Origin of the sequence: Microbispora sp. NPDC088329, from assembly GCF_040685655.1 — a bacterium.
Taxonomy (GTDB): domain Bacteria; phylum Actinomycetota; class Actinomycetes; order Streptosporangiales; family Streptosporangiaceae; genus Microbispora.
In genome coordinates this window covers 145,722-163,898 of the sequence record NZ_JBFBIP010000015.1, presented here as the reverse complement: position 1 = coordinate 163,898, position 18,177 = coordinate 145,722, and the positions used below count along the sequence as shown (strand labels likewise).

14 protein-coding genes are annotated in these 18,177 nt (G+C 72.1%); 9 read left to right on the top strand and 5 right to left on the bottom strand.

What is annotated here, in order from left to right:
* Positions 1-23: 23 nt before the first annotated feature.
* On the bottom strand, positions 24-1,154 hold the full coding sequence (locus AB0O28_RS26110) for an ATP-binding protein (RefSeq protein ID WP_363644456.1): 1,131 nt from the start codon (positions 1,152-1,154) through the stop codon (positions 24-26).
* 379 nt (positions 1,155-1,533) lie between these two features.
* Here AB0O28_RS26110 and AB0O28_RS26105 point away from each other — a divergent pair, with 379 nt between their 5' ends.
* Positions 1,534-3,555 (top strand): glycosyltransferase family A protein, encoded by a 2,022-nt coding sequence (locus AB0O28_RS26105; RefSeq protein ID WP_363644454.1) that lies wholly within the window; start codon positions 1,534-1,536, stop codon positions 3,553-3,555.
* A gap of 187 nt (positions 3,556-3,742) precedes the next feature.
* On the opposite strand, the gene AB0O28_RS26100 is transcribed toward AB0O28_RS26105, so the two are convergent.
* Complete coding sequence (locus AB0O28_RS26100; RefSeq protein ID WP_363644452.1) at positions 3,743-4,369, bottom strand: hypothetical protein; 627 nt, start codon at positions 4,367-4,369, stop codon at positions 3,743-3,745.
* A 292-nt stretch (positions 4,370-4,661) separates the two neighbouring features.
* Between AB0O28_RS26100 and AB0O28_RS26095 the strand changes: the two genes are divergently transcribed.
* The 4 genes from AB0O28_RS26095 (at position 4,662) to AB0O28_RS26080 (ending at position 9,311) form a co-directional block, all read left to right on the top strand.
* Positions 4,662-5,279 carry a hypothetical protein gene (locus AB0O28_RS26095; protein WP_363644450.1) on the top strand — a complete coding sequence of 206 codons (618 nt, stop codon included), beginning with the start codon at positions 4,662-4,664 and terminating at the stop codon, positions 5,277-5,279.
* Between the two features lie 313 nt (positions 5,280-5,592).
* Entirely contained in the window at positions 5,593-6,426 is an 834-nt protein-coding gene (locus tag AB0O28_RS26090) for an anticodon-binding protein (protein ID WP_363644448.1), read from the top strand.
* Between the two features lie 176 nt (positions 6,427-6,602).
* Positions 6,603-7,961 (top strand): diaminopimelate decarboxylase, encoded by a 1,359-nt coding sequence (gene lysA, locus AB0O28_RS26085; protein ID WP_363644578.1) that lies wholly within the window; start codon positions 6,603-6,605, stop codon positions 7,959-7,961.
* Between the two features lie 42 nt (positions 7,962-8,003).
* Entirely contained in the window at positions 8,004-9,311 is a 1,308-nt protein-coding gene (locus AB0O28_RS26080) for a homoserine dehydrogenase (protein WP_363644446.1), read from the top strand.
* A 176-nt stretch (positions 9,312-9,487) separates the two neighbouring features.
* On the opposite strand, the gene AB0O28_RS26075 is transcribed toward AB0O28_RS26080, so the two are convergent.
* Complete coding sequence (locus AB0O28_RS26075) at positions 9,488-9,850, bottom strand: GntR family transcriptional regulator (protein WP_363644444.1); 363 nt, start codon at positions 9,848-9,850, stop codon at positions 9,488-9,490.
* Complete coding sequence (locus AB0O28_RS26070) at positions 9,844-10,815, bottom strand: hypothetical protein (protein WP_363644442.1); 972 nt, start codon at positions 10,813-10,815, stop codon at positions 9,844-9,846. Before AB0O28_RS26070 ends, AB0O28_RS26075 begins: the two co-directional genes overlap by 7 nt.
* A gap of 200 nt (positions 10,816-11,015) precedes the next feature.
* Between AB0O28_RS26070 and AB0O28_RS26065 the strand changes: the two genes are divergently transcribed.
* The 4 genes from AB0O28_RS26065 to AB0O28_RS26050 all read left to right on the top strand — a co-directional run bounded on the left by AB0O28_RS26065 (position 11,016) and on the right by AB0O28_RS26050 (position 16,426).
* Positions 11,016-12,533 carry a glycosyltransferase family 39 protein gene (locus tag AB0O28_RS26065; RefSeq protein WP_363644440.1) on the top strand — a complete coding sequence of 506 codons (1,518 nt, stop codon included), beginning with the start codon at positions 11,016-11,018 and terminating at the stop codon, positions 12,531-12,533.
* Positions 12,534-12,615: 82 nt separating this feature from the next.
* A complete protein-coding gene (locus AB0O28_RS26060; protein ID WP_363644438.1) occupies positions 12,616-13,518 on the top strand; it encodes a polysaccharide deacetylase family protein in 903 nt (300 codons plus the stop codon).
* Positions 13,519-13,643: 125 nt separating this feature from the next.
* Complete coding sequence (locus tag AB0O28_RS26055; protein ID WP_363644436.1) at positions 13,644-14,759, top strand: glycosyltransferase family 2 protein; 1,116 nt, start codon at positions 13,644-13,646, stop codon at positions 14,757-14,759.
* The gene (locus tag AB0O28_RS26050; RefSeq protein WP_363644434.1) at positions 14,756-16,426 is read left to right on the top strand and encodes a glycosyltransferase; all 1,671 of its coding nucleotides are present in this window, start codon (positions 14,756-14,758) and stop codon (positions 16,424-16,426) included. Before AB0O28_RS26055 ends, AB0O28_RS26050 begins: the two co-directional genes overlap by 4 nt.
* Before the next feature lie 29 nt (positions 16,427-16,455).
* Here AB0O28_RS26050 and AB0O28_RS26045 read toward each other — a convergent pair whose 3' ends face one another.
* Complete coding sequence (locus AB0O28_RS26045; RefSeq protein ID WP_363644432.1) at positions 16,456-18,024, bottom strand: glycosyltransferase; 1,569 nt, start codon at positions 18,022-18,024, stop codon at positions 16,456-16,458.
* Positions 18,025-18,177 lie beyond the last annotated feature (153 nt).

Here is an 18,177-nt window from a genome sequence, read left to right as displayed (position 1 = left end):
CGTGTCCCTCGAATTGGGAATCGTCAGAGCTGCCACAGGGCACTCACCGGTATGGCGCGCAGTCGCGGGCCGAAGGGGAGGGTCTGCGTGCCTGTGTATAGGACTATCCCCGCCACGAAGTCGTCGCCCAGGCGATCGGCGAGATGACGCAGACCGCGGAAATCGTCGCCGCGGACGGTCGAGGAGGCCTTGACCTCGACACCGACGACGCGGCCCTGCCGGTTCTCCAGCACCGCGTCGACCTCGATCTTGTCCTTGGTCCGGTAGTGGAAGAGCTCCACGCGCTCGTCCGACCAAGTGAGCTGGCGGGCGAGCTCCATGAGGACGAACCCTTCCAGCAACGGTCCGAACCGGCCGTCGGGCCGCACCAGGCTCCTGGCGTCGGCGCCCAGTAGGTTGGCGGCCACGCCCGAGTCGACGAAGGCTACCTTGGGGGTCCCGACAGCTCGATTGCTGAGGTTGCGCGACCAGGCGGGGATGCGTTTGATCAGGAAGACCTCTTCGAGCAGGCCGAGGTAGCGGTTGACGATGCCGCGGGACAGCCCGATGTCCGCCCCGAGCGCGGAGGCGACGAGCAACTGTCCCGACCGGGCGGCCACCGACCGCAGCAGGGCTCGCATCTCGGCCGTCCGCTCGATCTCGGACAACTGGCTGACGTCTCGTGCGACCAGGTCTGAGACGTACGAGTCGAAGAAGCGCTCGCGTCTGCGCGGGTTCGTCCGGGCCACCGCCTCGGGAAATCCCCCGCGGGCGACCCGCTCGGCATAGTCGGCGCGCGATGACGAGGACGTGTGATGGACGCCCGCACCTTCGGCGAAGATCGCGTCCACGAACCCGTCCGGGGTGTCGTCGATCTCTCCTTGAGAGAAGGGCCACAGCTCGATCGTCTCCATACGGCCCGGCAACGCATCGGGGAGGGCCCGCAGACCGAGCACTCGCGCCGATCCGGTGAGCAGGAACCGTCCTGGCCGGGGGTCGGTGTCCACCTGTTCCTTGATGGACAGCATGAGTTCGGGTACGCGCTGGATCTCGTCGATCACCATCAGTTCGGGGAACGCCACGAAGCCTGCGGGATCCTCCTCCGCGGCTTGGCGGACGACCGGGGTGTCCAGGTTGCGCCACTCGGCTCCGTTCCTTGGAGAGGAGGCGCGCAAGGGTGCTCTTGCCGCTCTGACGTGCACCGTTTATCAGCACAATGCGGGTGTCGCCCAAGGCGTCCGTGGCCGGTCTTTCCGCGTGTCTCGGGACCACCCGGCCGAGAGGGGTCTGCGAAGGGCATTTCACCAGCTCAGGATGTCGCAGAGGACGGTCTCGTGGCGCGATGGTCGCAAGATCGCCGGTGAAATGGTCGCGGGGGTCGTGGTCGATTGGTCGCCGGTGGCGTGGTGATCAGGTCGCGGGTTCTTGAGCCGTTGGTCGCCAAGGGATGTGGCGGGCGAGGCGGACGAGGTCTTGGCTCTGGCTGAGAGCGATCAGGGCGTTCTGCGAATATTGTGACTCTGGTCCTGAAGGTCTACCGCGGAGTCACCCCCTATGAGCGAGGTAAGCGAACCGGCAGCCGGACAGCCCGACCGGAGCGAACCGGCGGCGCTGCGGCAGGCGCTGGCGGAGGCGGTGGAGCGGGCCTCCGGCGCGGCGGAGCTCGCCCGGCTGATCACCGACTACCAGCGGCGGCTGGAGGAGGTGGCGCGCTCGGAGGCCGAGGCCCTGACCAGGGTGCGTGAGGCCGAGGCGCGGCTGAAGACGGCCGAGCGGCAGAACGCGCAGCTCGCCAAGCAGCTCGCGGAGCAGAAGTACCAGACCGAGGTCGCCAACTGGAAGCTCGCCTCGCTCCAGGAGAGCCGGTGGAGCAAGCTCGGCGACGCGATCCACAGCAAGAAGCCCGGCACGGTGGCCAGGACGCTCAAGGCGCCGGTAAGGAAGCGCCCCGCGCCCAGGCGCTCGGACTTCAAGCCCGAGATCCCCGCCGTTCCCGAGGTGAAGGCGGCCCCCGCCGCGCCCGAGCCGAAGGCCCCGCAGGTCTCCGCGCCGCTCGCCGAGTCGTTCGTGGTCCCCAAGGGCCCGACGGCCCGGCCGTACATGACGGTCGCGGCGATCGTGGACCGGCAGACCGAGGCGCTGCTGCGGTACGAATGGCGGCTGGTGACCAACTTCGGCCCGGACAACTGGGAGGCCATGCTCGACCAGCAGCGGCCGCACGTGCTGTTCGTCGAGTCCGTACGGCCCGGCCCCCGGCAGGGCAACGGCGGGCGCTGGCTGGAGGCGCTGGCCGGGGAGACGCGGGCGCTGCGCGACCTGGTGGCGGCCTGCCACAAGCGGGGGGTCAAGACGGTCTTCTGGCACTCCGGCGGCGCGGTGTCGCGGGCGGTGCCGGCGGCCGAGCACTTCGAGTACGTGCTGGCCACCACCGAGGCCCGGGCCCGCGAGTGGCGCTCGGCGCTGCGGCACGACCGGGTCGGCGTGCTCCCGCTCGCGATCCAGCCCCGCGTGCACAACCCCATCCCCGCCGAGGGCGGCAGGACCGGGGAGATCGTCACCCTCGGCACGGTCACTCCTCCGGCCGGCGGTGCGGACTGGCGGCCGCTGGCGGGGCAGGGCGACGACCCCACGGCGTACGACGACGTGCTGACGGCCTACCGGCAGCCGGCCCTGGTCATCGCGGGCGCCGACGCCGAGCCGAGGGTGATAGAGGAGGTCGCGGCCTGCGGCACCCCGGTGCTCCAGGTGCGTGCCGGGGCCAAGGGCGAGGAGGTCCTCGCGGCGGCCGAGATCCTCATGGCCGACGCCGGACGGCTGGCCAGGGAGGCCCACCTCGCCTGGCGGGCCCGCACCAGCGTCACCCCGCTGCTCGACCCGATCCTCGACACCCTCGGTGTGCCGAGCGTGCGGGGCAGCGGCGTGATCACGGCGATCACCGCCGTCTCCGACCCGGCGGAGCTGGACCGCCTGCTCGCCCAGGTCACCCGTCAGATCGAACGGCCCGGTCAGATCGTGATCGTGGCGGACGGCCTGGACGCGGGCCTGGTGGACAAGACGGTCCGCCAGGCGTGCCCGGACCTCGACGTCGTGGTCCGCGTCACTCAGGAGCCGGTCACCCGGGGCGCCGCCCTCGACCGCGCGATCAGGCTCGCCGACGGCGACTACGTGGCCGTGCTCGACGCCAGGGACCTGTACGGCGAGCACTACCTGGCCGACCTCGTCAGGCACTTCGCCTCCACCGACGCCGAGGTGCTGGGGAAGGCGTCGTTCTACGCCCACCTGCCGGGAACCGGCGCGACGCTGCTGCGCCAGCCGGAGGCCGAGCACCGGTTCCTCCCCGAGGTGGCGGGCGGCACCGTCCTGGCCCGCCGCCAGCTCCTCACCGGGCTCGGGTTCGCCGACGTCTCCGAGGAGTGGGGCGAGGTCCTGATGCGGCAGTGCCGTACGGACGGGGTGCGGGTCTACTCGGCCGACCGTTACTCCTATGTCTGCGTCCGCGACTCGGCCGAGGGCTCGCTGCTCGGATCGGCGCGCATGGAGGGCTACGTCCCGGCCGAACCCCTCGCCCTGCTCTAGCCAGTCAGCCGGGGCAGAGCATGGTTCCCGCGGTGGAGACGGCGGCCTGGCGCCTTCGGCGTGCGCGGCCCAGGCCGCGTCCAGGCATTCGCCGCTGTGCCCGGCGGTGAGCCGTCGGCGTACGTGTACGGGCGCCACCCTGGTTGCCGATGAGGTGGCACGGCCAAGGGCACGAGCCCGAGCCGGTTTACAGCACCCTGCCACGCCTGGCGGCCTGGGCGTAGTCGCGCAGGGACACGCCGATCGCCGGCCGCTGACGCAGGAACTCGTCGACGATGCTCTCGACCGGATCCGGGTAGGTGATGTGCCAGTGCCCCAGCCCGTGCAGGGCGCTCTCGACGCAGGCGACGTTCTCACTGGACAGCGCGTCACGCATGACCCCGAGCAGCACCTCGTCGATCCCGCGCGCGACGGGGTCACCCGGCCTGCCCCAGGTGGGAAAGACGTCCCACCACATGTAGCAGATGCTGTTCAGTGGATTTTCCACTGATTCGCCGTTATCGCCGTGGCTCAATACGTTCTGACACAGAGGTTCGAACAATTGGGCGTACAACTGCCTGATCGCGGCGGCGCACCGGACTCGCAGGTTCTCGGGCACGGACGGGTTGTACAGCTCGCGGAACAGCCCGGAGTCGTCCGCGAGGAACCACAGGCCATCCGCGATCTGCCGGGTCGAGTACGCCTCCGCCACCCGACCGGCGGCGGTGAGGAACTCCGCCAGCGAGAGCACGCTGTCGAGGGGATCGTCCGGGAAGTCGTCGCCGTCCCGCAGGACGAACAAACGCTGAGTCCACGCTTCGAGATCGATCGCCACCTTCGGACTGTCTCACCCCGCTGAGGGCGTGCATAGCCGTCGACGGTCTTGGCGCCCACGGTGGCGAGAATCAGCCGACCGGCAACAGGCGACAGCCGGTCTTCGGCCCGCCGTCGCCGCTGGCCGTTGCATCGCTGTTCAAGCCCCGCTGAGAGGCCTGGGCCACCCGGCCGGTGCGGGACACCGTCGCCGGGAAGGCTCCGCAAGCGATTCGCAACCATCGGTAATCGCGCTGAAAGCGGTCCGGCGTACACCAAAGGTGGCACCTCACCCCCAGAAGGGACCACCTGCGATGACACGTACCAGCCGCACCCTCCTCGGCATCGCCACCGCTCTCGGAACGGTCGCCGTGACCGTCGTGGTCAGCACCTCCCCCGCGAACGCCGCGGCCTGCGACCCGTCCCGCGTGGCGCCGTCCGGCAGCCTCATCGGCGACCTGTGGCGCTCCAACGGCGGTGAGAGAAGCGTCTACGGCTGCCCGGTCACCAAGGAGTACGGCTACGCCGACAAGCGCGGCTCCTACCAGGAGTTCCGCAACGGCAAGATCGTTTGGTCCCCCGGCATCGGCGCCGGCGCCCTGGTTCGCGCTTACTACACAGGCGGCAAGGCCGTCTTCCGCTGGAGCGGCCTCGGCCGCGACTGGGACTTCTTCCAGGTCCGCTGGAGCACCACCGCCGGCGGCCAGACCACCCAGGTGAAGGTGGGCAGGCTGACCCCGTGGAGCGGCGCCTATTCGGTGCACGCCGAGTGTTACTGGAGCAAGGAGGATGGTGAGGAGTTGTGCTCCACCACCAACGGCCATGGGGGATATGTCAAGGCCTCCTTCATCGTCCAGGGTTGCGACCGAGGCACCTTCGGCTCCGACTGCGGCCCCTGGAGCATCCCTACCTCTGTCAAGGTCCCCCTCTAACGGCTCGTTTCCGTGACGGCCGTGCCGTCGGAGGAAGACCCGGCCCGACCTCTTGACGGGCGGGGAGGCACCCCGGCATCCGCACCGAGCGCTTGGCGGTGCGCCGGATCGGGTGTGGCCGAACGGCAGACCTGCAAGCAGCTCGGCCGGCCTGCCATGCCGCTCGATGGCGTTTGCCCAGGAGGGGCATGTCATGCCGGACTAGACTGGCCGCGATGACGACCACCACCGGCGCCGCCGACCCGGCCGACGAGCTCCCGCTGCGTGAGCGCGAGAGGCCGCGCACCGTGCCGAAGGACGGCCCGGCCGCGTCATGATCATGGAGGCGCTGCGCGTCGTTCTCGGCGCGTCGCCGGTGCCGCAGGGGTCATGGGAGCGGGAGGCGCGGTTCGTCTCCACCGCGGCCCTGCGGGGGTCGGCGGAGCCCCCGGCCGAGGCGACCGACCTGGCCGATCCGGCCGACGTGGCGGCGCGGCTGGCGGCACGGCTGCACGCGGTGCCCGGGGTGCGGCAGGTGAACGTCCGGCCGAACGGCTTCCTCGTCATCGAGATCGCCACGCCGGGAGAGATCGTCGACGACATCCTGGCCGGGCAGCCACCGGAAGCCTGGCGGTCACCTGAGACCGGGCGGTCACCTGAGACCGGGCGGTCACCTGAGACCGGGCGGCCACTGCACGGTTCGCGATGCGCGCCCGCCGGGACGGGCGGCCGCGGGACCGCCGCCGGGACGACGGGCCCGTGGCACGACTTCCCGCGCACCTGGGACAACCCCGGTTTCGTCGTGAGATACGCGTACGTGCGGGCGGGAGCCGTACAGCGGTGGGCGCGTGACCTCGGCGTGCCGACCGGCACGGCGACCGGCACCGCGCGGCCCGCGCTCCTCGACGGCGCCTTCGACCGGGCCGTGCTGCGGGTCCTGGCCGAGCTGCCGAGCAGGCGGGAGAGCCGCGATCCGGGATGGGCGGCGTACCTCGAACGGCTGGCCGAGGTCTACCACACAGCGGTCGAGCACGCGTCCCCGATCCCCAGGGGCGACGAGCCGCCGTCGGAGGTCCACGCGGCCCGGGTGCGGATGGGGGAGGCGGTGTGCCGGGTGCTCGGTGAGGGGCTGGCGGAGCTCGGCGTCACCCCACCCGGCAAAATCTGACCAAAACCGGCCCGTCGCCGGAAGCGCTGTCGTCGATTACCTGCGGGTCTGAATATCTTCCGTCCGAGCCGTCTCGCAGGCTGAACAGCGGGCGCGAGTGAATCGCGGGGTCGGCTAGCCTCGTTCGGGTGAGTCGATTCGCCCACCCTGCCGGCGACCTGCACGCCGCCTCAACGATCGTCGCCGTGACCGCCGGACTGCCCGAAGAGCGTCCGCCGCACAGGCCCGCCGACCTCAACGCGCTCGAACCGGCCATCTGGCCGCGAACGGCCGGCCGGGCCGACGGCGCCGTCACGATCGGCGGAATCGACGTGCGTGACCTGGCCAAGGAGTTCGGGACGCCTCTGTACGTCATCGACGAGGAGGACTTCCGCTCACGCTGCCGCGAGTACCGTTCCGCCTTCCACGACGGCGAGGTGCACTACGCCGCAAAGGCGTTCCTCTGCCGTGAGGTCGCCCGCTGGATCGACCAGGAGGGCCTCGGCCTCGACGTGTGCAGCGCCGGCGAGCTCGCCGTGGCGCTCAGTGTGGGCTTCCCGCCCGAGCGGATCACGATGCACGGCAACAACAAGTCGCTCGCCGAGCTGGACAAGGCCGTCCGGGCGGGCGTGGGCCACATCGTGGTGGACTCCTACGAGGAGATCGCGCGCCTCGGCTTCCTCGCCGAGGAGCACGGCGTACGGCCGAAGGTGATGATCCGGGTGACCGTGGGCGTCGAGGCGCACACCCACGAGTTCATCGCGACCGCTCACGACGACCAGAAGTTCGGCCTGTCGCTGAGCAGCGGCGCCGCCGCCGAGGCGGTGCGGCGCATCCTTGCGCTGCCGCAGCTCGAACTGGTCGGCCTGCACTCCCACATCGGGTCGCAGATCACCGACACCGGCGGCTTCGAGGTCGCGGCCCGCCGCCTGGCCCGGCTGCTGGTCGAGATCAAGGATGAGCACGACGTGGTGCTCCCCGAGCTGGACCTCGGCGGCGGATACGGCATTCCGTACGTCGTGGGCGACGAGTCCCTGGACATCAAGATCATCGCGGACGGCCTGCGGGAGATCGTCACGAAGGTGTGCGAATCCGCGGGCCTGCCCGTGCCGCGCCTCACGGTCGAGCCGGGCCGCTCGATCGCCGGAGTGTCCGGCGTGACCCTGTACGAGGCCGGTACCGTCAAGGACGTGGAGGGCCTGCGCACGTACGTGAGCGTCGACGGCGGCATGAGCGACAACATCCGCACCGCCCTGTACGGCGCCGAGTACACCGCCGTGCTCGCCTCCCGCGTGAGCCGGGCGGCGCCGATGCTCTCGCGCCTCGTCGGCAAGCACTGCGAGAGCGGCGACATGGTCGTGCGCGACCTGTACCTGCCGGGCGACCTGGCTCCCGGCGACCTGATCGCCGTCGCCGGCACCGGCGCCTACTGCCGGTCGCTGGCCAACAACTACAACTATCTGCCCAAGCCCGCCGTCGTCGCGGTGTCCAACGGCCAGGCGCGGGTCGTCATCCGCAGGGAGACCGAGGACGACCTGCTCAGGGGGCAGCTGTGACAGGCCGTCCCGGACAGTCCGGCGGCGAAGCGAGGAGGGGTCGTGGGTAAAGCCAAACCGGCGCTCAGGGTCGCGCTGCTGGGCTGCGGTGTCGTCGGGTCGCAGGTCGCGCGGTTGCTCCGCGAGCAGGCCGACGACCTGGCCGCCCGCGTCGGCGCTCCGCTGGAACTGGCCGGCGTCGCCGTGCGCAGGCTGGGGCGCAAGCGGGACGCCGAGGTGGACCCCGCCCTGCTCACGACCGACGCGGAGGCCCTGGTCACCCGCGACGACGTGGACATCGTCGTCGAGGTGATCGGCGGCATCGAGCCCGCCAGGTCACTGATCCTCGCCGCGATGGCGCACGGCAAGTCCGTCGTGAGCGCCAACAAGGCGCTGCTGGCCGAGGACGGCGCGACGATCCACCGGGCCGCCCGGGAGAACAACGCCGACCTGTACTTCGAGGCGAGCGTCGCGGGGGCGATCCCGCTGCTGCGCCCGCTGCGCGAGTCGCTCGCCGGCGACCGGGTGCGCCGGGTGCTGGGCATCGTCAACGGCACGACCAACTACATCCTCGACAAGATGGACTCCACCGGCGCCTCGTTCAACGACGCGCTGGAGGAGGCGCAGGCGCTCGGGTACGCCGAGGCGGATCCCACGGCCGACGTCGAGGGCTTCGACGCCGCCGCCAAGGCGGCGATCCTGGCCGGCATCGCCTTCCACAGCCGGGTGACCGCCGCCGACGTGCACCGCGAGGGCATCACGGAGATCACCGCGACCGACGTGGCCTCGGCCAAGGGCATGGGGTACGTCATCAAGCTGCTGGCCATCTGCGCCCGCTCCGACGACGGCCGTTCGGTCGGCGTCCGCGTGCACCCCGCCATGATCCCGAGGTCGCATCCCCTGGCGGGGGTGCGCGAGGCGTACAACGCCGTCTTCGTGGAGGCCGAGTCGGCCGGGCGGCTGATGTTCTACGGCGCGGGAGCGGGTGGCGCGCCCACCGCCAGCGCCGTCCTCGGTGACATCGTCGCCGTGGCGCGCAACCGCCTCGCCGGCACCCGCGGGCCGGAGGAGTCGACGTACGCCGACCTCAAGGTGCACCCGATGGGCGACAGCGTCACCCGCTATCACGTGTCGCTGGACGTCGCGGACAAGCCCGGTGTGCTCGCCCGGGTCGCCGACATCTTCGCCAGGCACGACGTGTCGATCCAGACGGTGCGGCAGGAGGGGCGCGGCGACGACGCCCAGCTCGTGCTGGTCACCCACCGGGCCAGCGACGCCGCCCTGTCGGGCACGATCGAGGAACTGCGCGAGCTCGACATCGTCCGCGCGGTCGCCGGCGTCATGCGGGTCGAGGGCGACGACACGCCCTGACGCCGAGGGCGACGACACGCCCTGACGCCGAGGGCGGCGGCTGCGGCCGAAGGCACTCCCGGTGCTCCACGCGGGAGTGCCTGCTGTCGCGCCGGCCGACGTTCCGCAGCACCCGCGCCGCCACCCCGCCTTCCGGCGGCCACGGCGCGGCGTCGACGCGACGGGCGAGGCGCGGATCAGCGCTCCGCCAGAGCCCTGCGGACCGCGTCGAGGGCCTCCTCCTTGGAGGCCCCGAGCCGGCGCACCTCGCCGGCGAACTCCTCGGCCGCCTCGCGCAGGCGCAGGCGGCCGCCCTCGGCGGCGAGCTCGGTGATCGTCGCCGCGCGGCCCCGGCGCAACTCGACCAGGCCCTCGTCGCGCAGCTGCTGGTAGCCGCGCAGCACGGTGTGCAGGTTGATGCCGAGCGCGGCGGCGACGGCACGCGCCGACGGCAGGCGGTCGCCCGGCACCGCGGTGCCCCTGGCGACCGCCGCGCGCACCGAGGCCGCCACCTGGTCGGCCAGGGGCTGAGTCGAGGACGGGTCGACGACGATCAGCACCCGGCGCCTCCCCTGACACGTGCGAGGGACGCGTTGACCAGTGCCGCGGCCGTCTCGGCGTCCCTGACCGAGTAGAGGAACTCCCGCCCGTCCGTGAGCCGCAGCGCCAGCACCGGGCCACGACCGCTCACGTATCCCCACCCTCGGCTGCCACCGATCAGGCCCCCGGGGGGCACCACCTGCTCTCTCTGCCGCACCGAGGCGAAGTGCACCGCATCGTACGGCACGGCCCGGCGCAGGCCGCCGAGCCAGGGCAGGCTCACCTCGACGCCGCTGCCGTCGACGCGGAGCCGGCTGCGCGCCGAGAGGCTCGTGACGAGCCCCATCAGCCCCAGCAGCACGGTCGCCTGCCAGGAGCGCGAGAGATTGAAGGCGCCGAACCAGGCGAAGGCGAGCAACGCCGCTCCGTACAGGAGCGAGCGGGGATGCCAGGCGGACACCGCGTAGACAGCCCGCTGGGCCGGCGTGAGAGGCAGCAGAGGCACCCCCGAGGGCGGTACGGCGCGTGTGCCGGGTGCGGGCGGCAGGGGACCCGCCAGCCACCAGCCCGCGGCGCCCCCGAGAAGCGTGAGGGCGATTTCCGCTGGAACCTCCCACGACGGCAGGGCAGCGGGCCCCGCGGAGTCGATCAGCGTCGTCACCGCGACACCGTTCCCCGCCGCCATCGAGACGCCCAGAGCGACGGAGCACGCGGCGACCCAGCGCTGCAGCTCGGGCCAGCGCCGGTAACGCGTGAACAGGAAGAGGTACACCACCTCGAAGAACCCTACGGTGAAGGTCATCGACCGCAGCCACTGACCCCAGCCGGGCGCGTGGGCATGACCGGAGACGTATGCCCGGCCGGGCAGCCGGTCACGGAAGACGGCGAAGAGCAGCAGGGCAACGAGGAAGGCGAGAAGCGGGGGCGCGGTGATCAGGATCAGGCGGCGGATCCGGCCGGTGTCGTCCTGGGGGAAGTCGTGCATGGGCCACCTCCCATACTGTTTGCATGTAACTATAACAGTCAAACAGTTGGCTGTGGAGTGCTCGCCGAGATCTCGTACGGTGGAGCCCGGCATATCCGGAATGGCCGGGCTTTATGGGGCCGCTGGGGCGACGACTCGATCGGGTAACAGACCCCCGGTGCCCGTCGCGTGGCTGAAATGATCAGTTTGTGGGGGAAAGCGTGGCTACGGGCGAGGCGGTCCTGGCGTCCGGCCGGAGCGTCGGCGAGGGAGACCGGCTCGGGCATACGGCGCGGCGGGCCGGATGGACGCGCTGGATGCCGCTGATCGCGGGCCTGGTGACCACCTGTGTGGCCATCTCCGGCACGACCGCGTCGCTGTCGGCCGACGAGGTGGCGACCTACGGCGCGGCGGTGGCCAGGCCGCTGAGCGGGCTGTGGGAGCTCGTGCAGCGGATCGACGGCCACTTCCTGCCCTACTACCTGCTCATCCACGTCTGGTCCTGGCTGGGGGAGGCGGAGTGGTGGCTGCGCCTGCCCTCGGCTCTGGCGGCCGGTGTGGCGGCGGGCTTCCTGGCCGACCTCGGCCGCAGACTGGCCGGTCCGCGGGCGGGAACGATCGCCGCGGCGCTGTTCGCCGTTCTGCCGTCGGTGTCCTACCACGGCGCGAACGCCCGGCCGTACGCGTTCGCGGCGGCGGCGGCCGTCGTCTCCGCCTGGGCGCTGCACCGGGTGGCCGAAGCGCCCACCGGCTCCGCCGGCTGGAAACGGGTCTGCTGGTACGCCGCGTCGGTGGCGTTCCTCGGTTGCACGCACCTGTTCTCGGTCCTGGTGCTCCCGGCCCAGCTGCTGGCCGCTCTGCTCGTCCTGCCCCGCCGTACGTTCCTGACGAGGATCGTCCCCGCGACGGCGGCGGGGTGCGTTCCCCCCGCGGTCCTCGCCCTGGTGGGCTGGAGCGAGCGTCACGCGATCAGCTGGATCCAGCCGCACGGACCCGACGTGCTGCTGAAGTTCCCCAAGCACGCGGCGGGTTCCGATCTCGCCGGGCCGCCGCTGTTCGCGCTCGCCCTCGTGGGAGTGGTGATCCTGCTGCGCAGGTCACTTCCCTGGGGCGTGCTCGCCGGCGGCTGGCTCGTACTCCCGCCGGTGCTGCTGCTCGTCATCGACGCGCTGGTCACCCCGGCCTACGTGGACCGCTACGTGTTCGTCACGGCGCCGGCCCTGGCCCTGGCGGGGGGCGTGGCCCTGGGCTCGGTCCGTCTCGCCCCCGTCCCCTTCGCGCTGGTCTGCGTGCCCGTCGTGCTCGTCGCCGCGCTCCTGGGGCTGCCCGCGCAGGCGGACTATCGGCAGCAGAACGGTCACTACGACGACTTCCCCGGCGCGCTCGCCGTGATACGCGCGCGGGAGCGCCCCGGGGACGCCATCGTGTACGGCCAAAGCCGGCTGCGCACCGGCTTCGTCTACTACGGTCGCGACGATCTCCCGAAGGACGTGCTCCTCAAGGGTCCCGGCCCGGCCTTCGAGTACGTGGAGCGGTCCGACCTCGCCGAGGCACTGGCCGGGTATCGACGGGTCTGGGTGATCTGGCGGGGAACGAAGCAAGCCGGGCTGACGGATACGAAAATTCCCAAAGTGGCCGCCGTGCGCGCCGCCGGATATCGCCTCTCCACCGCCTGGCACTCGGCGGAGCTGCCGGGCCTGACGGTCGCGTTGTTCCAACGTGCGCGCGGCAAGGGATGAGGGCACCCGTTTATGGACCGATTGATCACGGTTGGACATCACGGGGCAGAGTAATTGCCAAGTGTGAGTAAAGTTTCTCTTCATGCGACTTACGGTGAAGAGACTCGTACCGGCCTGTCTCGTCGCCGCGGCGTCGATCGCGGGACTCCAGTTCCCGGCCGCTGCGACGGCCGGGCAGGCCCTGCCCGCGCAGGCGGTTGTGCGCACCACCACCGCGCAGGCGGCGGCTCCGCACGCGGCCGGGAATGAAGCGCGGGCGGCCCGGGTGCCGACCGTGGTCCTCACCTTCGACGACGGCACGGCCGACCATCTCGCCGTCGCCAGGGCGCTGACCAGGCGTGGCCTGAAGGGCACCTTCTACGTCAGCAGCGCCCGCCTCGGCGGCCGGGGCTTCCTGAGCGTCGCCGCGTTGCGGGCGATCGCGAAGGAGGGCCACGAGATCGGCGGCCACACCCTGCACCATCCGCACCTGACGGAACTGCCCAACCTCGCGCAGCAGACGGAGATCTGCGACGACCGGCGGGCGCTGCTGAAGATGGGCTTCGCGGCGCGCTCGTTCGCCTTCCCGTTCGGCGACGACGACGAGACGAGCAAGCAACTCGCGATGCAGTGCGGCTACACGACCGCGCGCGACATCAACGGCATCTACCGGCCAGACAGCTGCCACTCCTGCCCGATCACCGAGACGATGCCGCCCGCGGACCTCGCCTCGGTGCGCGCCACGAGCCAGACCGGGCTGCCGCGTACGGCAAGCACGCTGCGGGAGTTCGTCACCCGGGCCCAGCAGAAGGGCGACCGCGGCATGGTGATCTTCGTCTTCCACGAGATCAAGAACGACCCGCGGGACAAGTACGCGACGTCGCCCAAGGAGTTCACGGCCTTCATCGACTGGGTGGCCCGGCAGCGCAAGGCCAAGACGATCGAGGTGCAGACCCTGGGCGACATCGTCGGCGGGCGCGTGTGGCCCGTCCCCGACGCCATGTGATCACGCCCGCCCGCCGTGCCGGGGCACGGCGGGTCGTCGGGTTGACCGCGACGGTCACAGGGATTCACAAGGTTCGGCTGATAGATGTTCACCCAGCCTGTAAACGGACGCGCGGGAGGACGCCGGTGACGGTGACGACCGACATGTGCTCGCCGTACGGCTTCGTGCGCGGCCCGACCGAGGAGACCACCGCGCTGTCCTGGAGCGACGGCCGGTGGACGACAGGAGGCCGGCCGCTGGCCGTTCCCGTGCGGGCCGCCGACGTCGTCCCCCTCCGGCCGCTGCGCGGGCTGCGGGTGGAGTGGCCGCGGGAGCCCGCCGCCGAGGCGCTGGACCCGGTCGTCGGCCTGGCCGCCGCGGGAGTGCCGCTCACCTGCGACGACCCCCCGAGGTGGGTGCGCGAGGCCGATCCCGTGCTCGCCGGTCTGGCCGCGGGCTGGACCCCCGAGGCCGACGACGGCAGACCCGAGTCGGTCGCCGACCTGCGCAGGGAAGAGCACAGCGTGCGCCTGCGCAGGCACGCGCTGCGGGCCGGAGGCGTCGGCACGGGCCTCGCGCCGGTGACCGTCGTCATGGCCACGCGGCGGCCCCACTACGTCGGCGGCGCACTGCGGCAGCTCGCCCGGCAGCGCGCGGTGGACTTCGAGGCGATCGTCGCGCTGCACGGGTTCCCGGCCGCGCGGGTGCGGGAGGCGGTCGCGGAGTTCCCGCATCCGATCACCGTGATCGAGGCCGAGCCGCACGCGCCGCTCGGGACGGTGCTCAACCTGGCGGCGTCGCGGGCGTCCACCGGCATCGTCGCCAAATGGGACGACGACGACTGGTACGGCCCCGAGCACCTGGCCGACCTGCTGCTGGCCATGGCCTACTCCGGGGCCGAGCTGGTCGGGACCGCGCCGGAGTTCTTCTATCTTCAGCCCCTCCACGCGACGATCCGCCGCGTCGACTACAGCAGCGAGGTGTGGGCCGACCACGTCGCGGGCGGCACGATCATGCTCGGCCGCGATCTCTTCGAGCAGGTCGGGGGCTTCGGGCCGGTGAACCGTGGGGAGGACGCGCACCTCCTGCGCGCGGTGGAGGCGGCCGGGGGCCGCGTCTACCGCACCCACGGCCTGGGCTACGTCCTGCGGCGGTCGGTCGGCACCGACCACACCTGGAACCTTCCTCTCGCCCACTTTCTGCGGGTCGCGTCCAACCAATGGCGCGGCTTTCGCCCGAGTGTGATTCTGGAAGCGCCATGACGCCACGCATCAGGGGAAACGACTACACCGTCCTCCGGCCGCCCGCCCTCGGGTCCTCGTGGGCTCCCCGCCTGCGGGTCAGCGTGGTCATCCCGGCGTACGGCGACCAGGCCAAGCTCGACCTCACGCTCGCCGGACTGGCCAGGCAGACGTACCCGTCCGGCCTGCTCGAAGTGATCGTGGTCGACAACGGCAGCGAGCCGCCGCTGCGCCTTCCCGAGATCCGGCCAGGCGACACCAAGCTGCTGGTCTGCGCGGCGCCCGGCCGGGCCAGGGCGCGCAACACCGGGCTGGCCGCCGCGACCGGCGACGTCATCCACTGGATGGACTCCGACGTGGTCCCCGAGCCGGAGGAGGTGGAGGCGCACATGCGCTGGCACCACCTCGCGCCCTACCTGTCGGTCACCTCCTACCTGCGCTTCACCACCGCCCCGCTGCCCCACCCCGCGGAGGTCGCGGGCACCGGCGACCTGGCGAAGCTCTTCGAGCCGGCGGAGCCGCACGCCTGGATCGAAGACCTGGTGCAGCGGTCGCAGGGGCTGACCCGTTCACCGCGGCCGTTCAGCATCCACATCGGCGGCGCGTCGTCGGTCTCCGCCCGGTTGTTCGAGCGGGCCGGGCCGATGGACCCCGACATGATCCTCGGCCAGGACACCGAGATGGGCTACCGGCTCGCCCAGGCGGGCGCGGTCTTCATCCCCGACCCGCAGGCCAGGGCCTACCACCTCGGCCCGTCCATGCGCATGCGCGACAGCGAGCGGATCAGCCGGGTCAGCCACGCCCTGGTCACCGACCGCGTCCCCGGCTACCGCTGGCTGCGCACCCATCCCTCCCGTCAGTGGAAGATCCCGCAGGTGGAGGTCCTCGTGGACGCCACCGCGGGGTCCTACGACGACGTCAGGGCCACCGTGGACGGCGTGCTGGCCGGCACGGTGACCGACCTCGCCGTCGTGCTGACCGGCCCGTGGGACGAGCTCGCGCCCGAGCAGCGCGCGCCGCTCAAGGACCCCCGCCTCGATCTCGTACTGCTGCGCGCCCACTACACCCACGAGGGCCGCGTACGGCTGGCCACGGCGGCGGCCGAGACCCGGTCGCCGTACCGCCTGCGCATCCCGCCCGGCTGGGTGCCGGGGGAGGACGGCGTGGGCCGGCTGCTCGAGGTGCTGCGCGGCCGGGACCGCGGACTGGTGAGCGTGCTCCTGGCCGAGGACGCCGAGGGCGTCACCGCCGCCCGCCTGGAGCGCACGGAGGCGTTCTCCCGCGCCGCCATCATCGCCGAGGAGGCCGGGGAGGGCGAGGACCTCGACGACATCGTGGACGAGCTGTTCGGCACCTACTGGGTCGACGGCGAGACCCACGGCTTCCGGCCGGCCGGGGAGGCTCCGGCGTACCTGAACCCGCGCACCGCCTATCGCAAACGCGTGGAGGCGCAGGCCGAGGTCGAGCGGCTGACCAAGGAGGTCGAGCGGCTGCGCGGGCAGGTCACCCGATGGCGTGACGAGGCGACGCGGTGGCGCAAGTCCGCCGTCGAGTTCCGCCGGGAGATCGGCACTCTGCGGCGGCAGGTCTCGGGGCTGCGCGGGCAGCTCTCGGCGCTGCGTCGTGACCGGGGCCTGCGCGGTATCGCCCGGGGCCTCACCCGGCCCTTCACGTTCAAGAAGACCTGACCGCCCCGGCCCGCTCCGCCCCGGATGGATCAGGAGCGGCGGAACAGGCCGCGGCGGCGCTGCGGGACGGCCTCCGGCTGCGGGGCGGCCGGGGTCTGTGCGGCCGGGGTCTGGGCGCCCGGGGTCTGGGCGGCTTGCTGCGCCGCCGGCGTGGGAGCGGTCTGCGGCGTGGCGGGCGCGGCCGGTTTCGCCGGAGCCTTGGGAAGACCCTCGAACTCGCTCGCCGCGGCACGCCGTACGCCGTGGGTCTGGGCGATCACGTCGGCCGGTTCCTCGTCCGGTGCGGCGAGGCGGCGGGCGCGCGCGACGGCCTCGGTCCGCTCCAGGGTGGCGGTGCGGCCGCCCGGCAGGTCCAGGACCAGCAGGCCGATCCGCTCCTCCAGCATCGCCTTGACCGCCCGCTCCAGCAGCGCCGGAGCCGGAGGGGCGTCGACGGGCGCCGTGTAGCGGAAGGGAACGGGCGCGGCGGTCGGCGCGGCCCGTTCGGCGAACCGCACCCGCGCGTCGTGCCCGAACGCCGCCCGGACCAGGGCGAGATCGAACGCCTCGGTCCCCGGCGCCCATCTGCGTCCATCCGCGAGCGACCAGGGACCGGCCAGCGTCACCGCGACGTCGGCGAGCGTGCCGCGCAGCACCGCGTCGACCGCCGCGACGATCCGCCGTTCGTCGGCCCCCGTCACGTCGAAGACGACCTCCACGTACGGCACGAGCCAGCGCCGGCCGGGCTCCTTGCGCAGGTCGCGGCGCAGCGGGACCCGGTGCGCCAGGTGGGCCTCGACGAGCCGGACGATCGACTTGCCGTGCTCGCCCCGCTGGGCGGGCAGGCCGAGATGCACGGCCCGCGCCTCCATGTCGGGGACGAACACCGCACCCGCCTGGGCGAGCCGGTAGGCGAACTCGGTGTCCTGGCCGCGCACCACGTCGGGATCGAAACCGCGGACCTCGTCGAGCAGGGCCCGCCGCAGGGAGACCGTCGGCCCGGTGCACACCTGGTAGGGGTTCTTGCTGGCCCGCAGGCCATCGAGCCGGCGGATGGTCTCCTCGGTCGAGCTGGACACCAGCGCCGACGGATCGAACAGGTCCTCGGGCGAGCCGTTCCGTACGGCCTCGTGGACCTGCCCGGGGGTGAGGGCCGGCTCCTCGGCGAACTTCTTGCCGCCGATCGTGACGAGGTAGTCGGTCAGGTGGTGCCAGCGGAACAGCGCCTCCAGATGCTCGCGCGAGATCACCATGTCGGCGTCGAGGCGCTGCACGATCTCGCCCTCGGCCGCCGCGATGCCCGCGTTCATCGCGTGCCCGGCGCCCCAGCCGCCGGGCGGCACGACCACGACGCGGGTGTTGTCGGGTCGCAGGTCGGGCAGGCGCAGCGGGGGATCGCTGCGGTCGTCCACCACGATGACCTCGGTGAGGTGCGCGGGGTAGGTCTGCGCGGCCAGCGCGGCCAGCGTCAGGTCGAGGCGGTGCTGCCCGCCGTGCGCGGGGATGACGACACTCGCGGTGAGCGTGGGGGCCCAGCCGCCGATGAGCGGCGGCGTGAGCGGAGAGTAGTCGTTGTGGCGGATCCTCGGCCGGGGCTCCACGCCCGTCAGGTGGGCCAATCCTCGTCCTCTTCAGTGATGGTCAAAGGGCTGGTCCACAGTAGCGAAACCCAGGGACGGTTCCCTAAGGTGACGTCCAATATGTCCATTTGGTGGACAACGGAGTCCGCACGTCAAACGGTTGGCCGTAGACTCGGTGACCGATACCGCTGG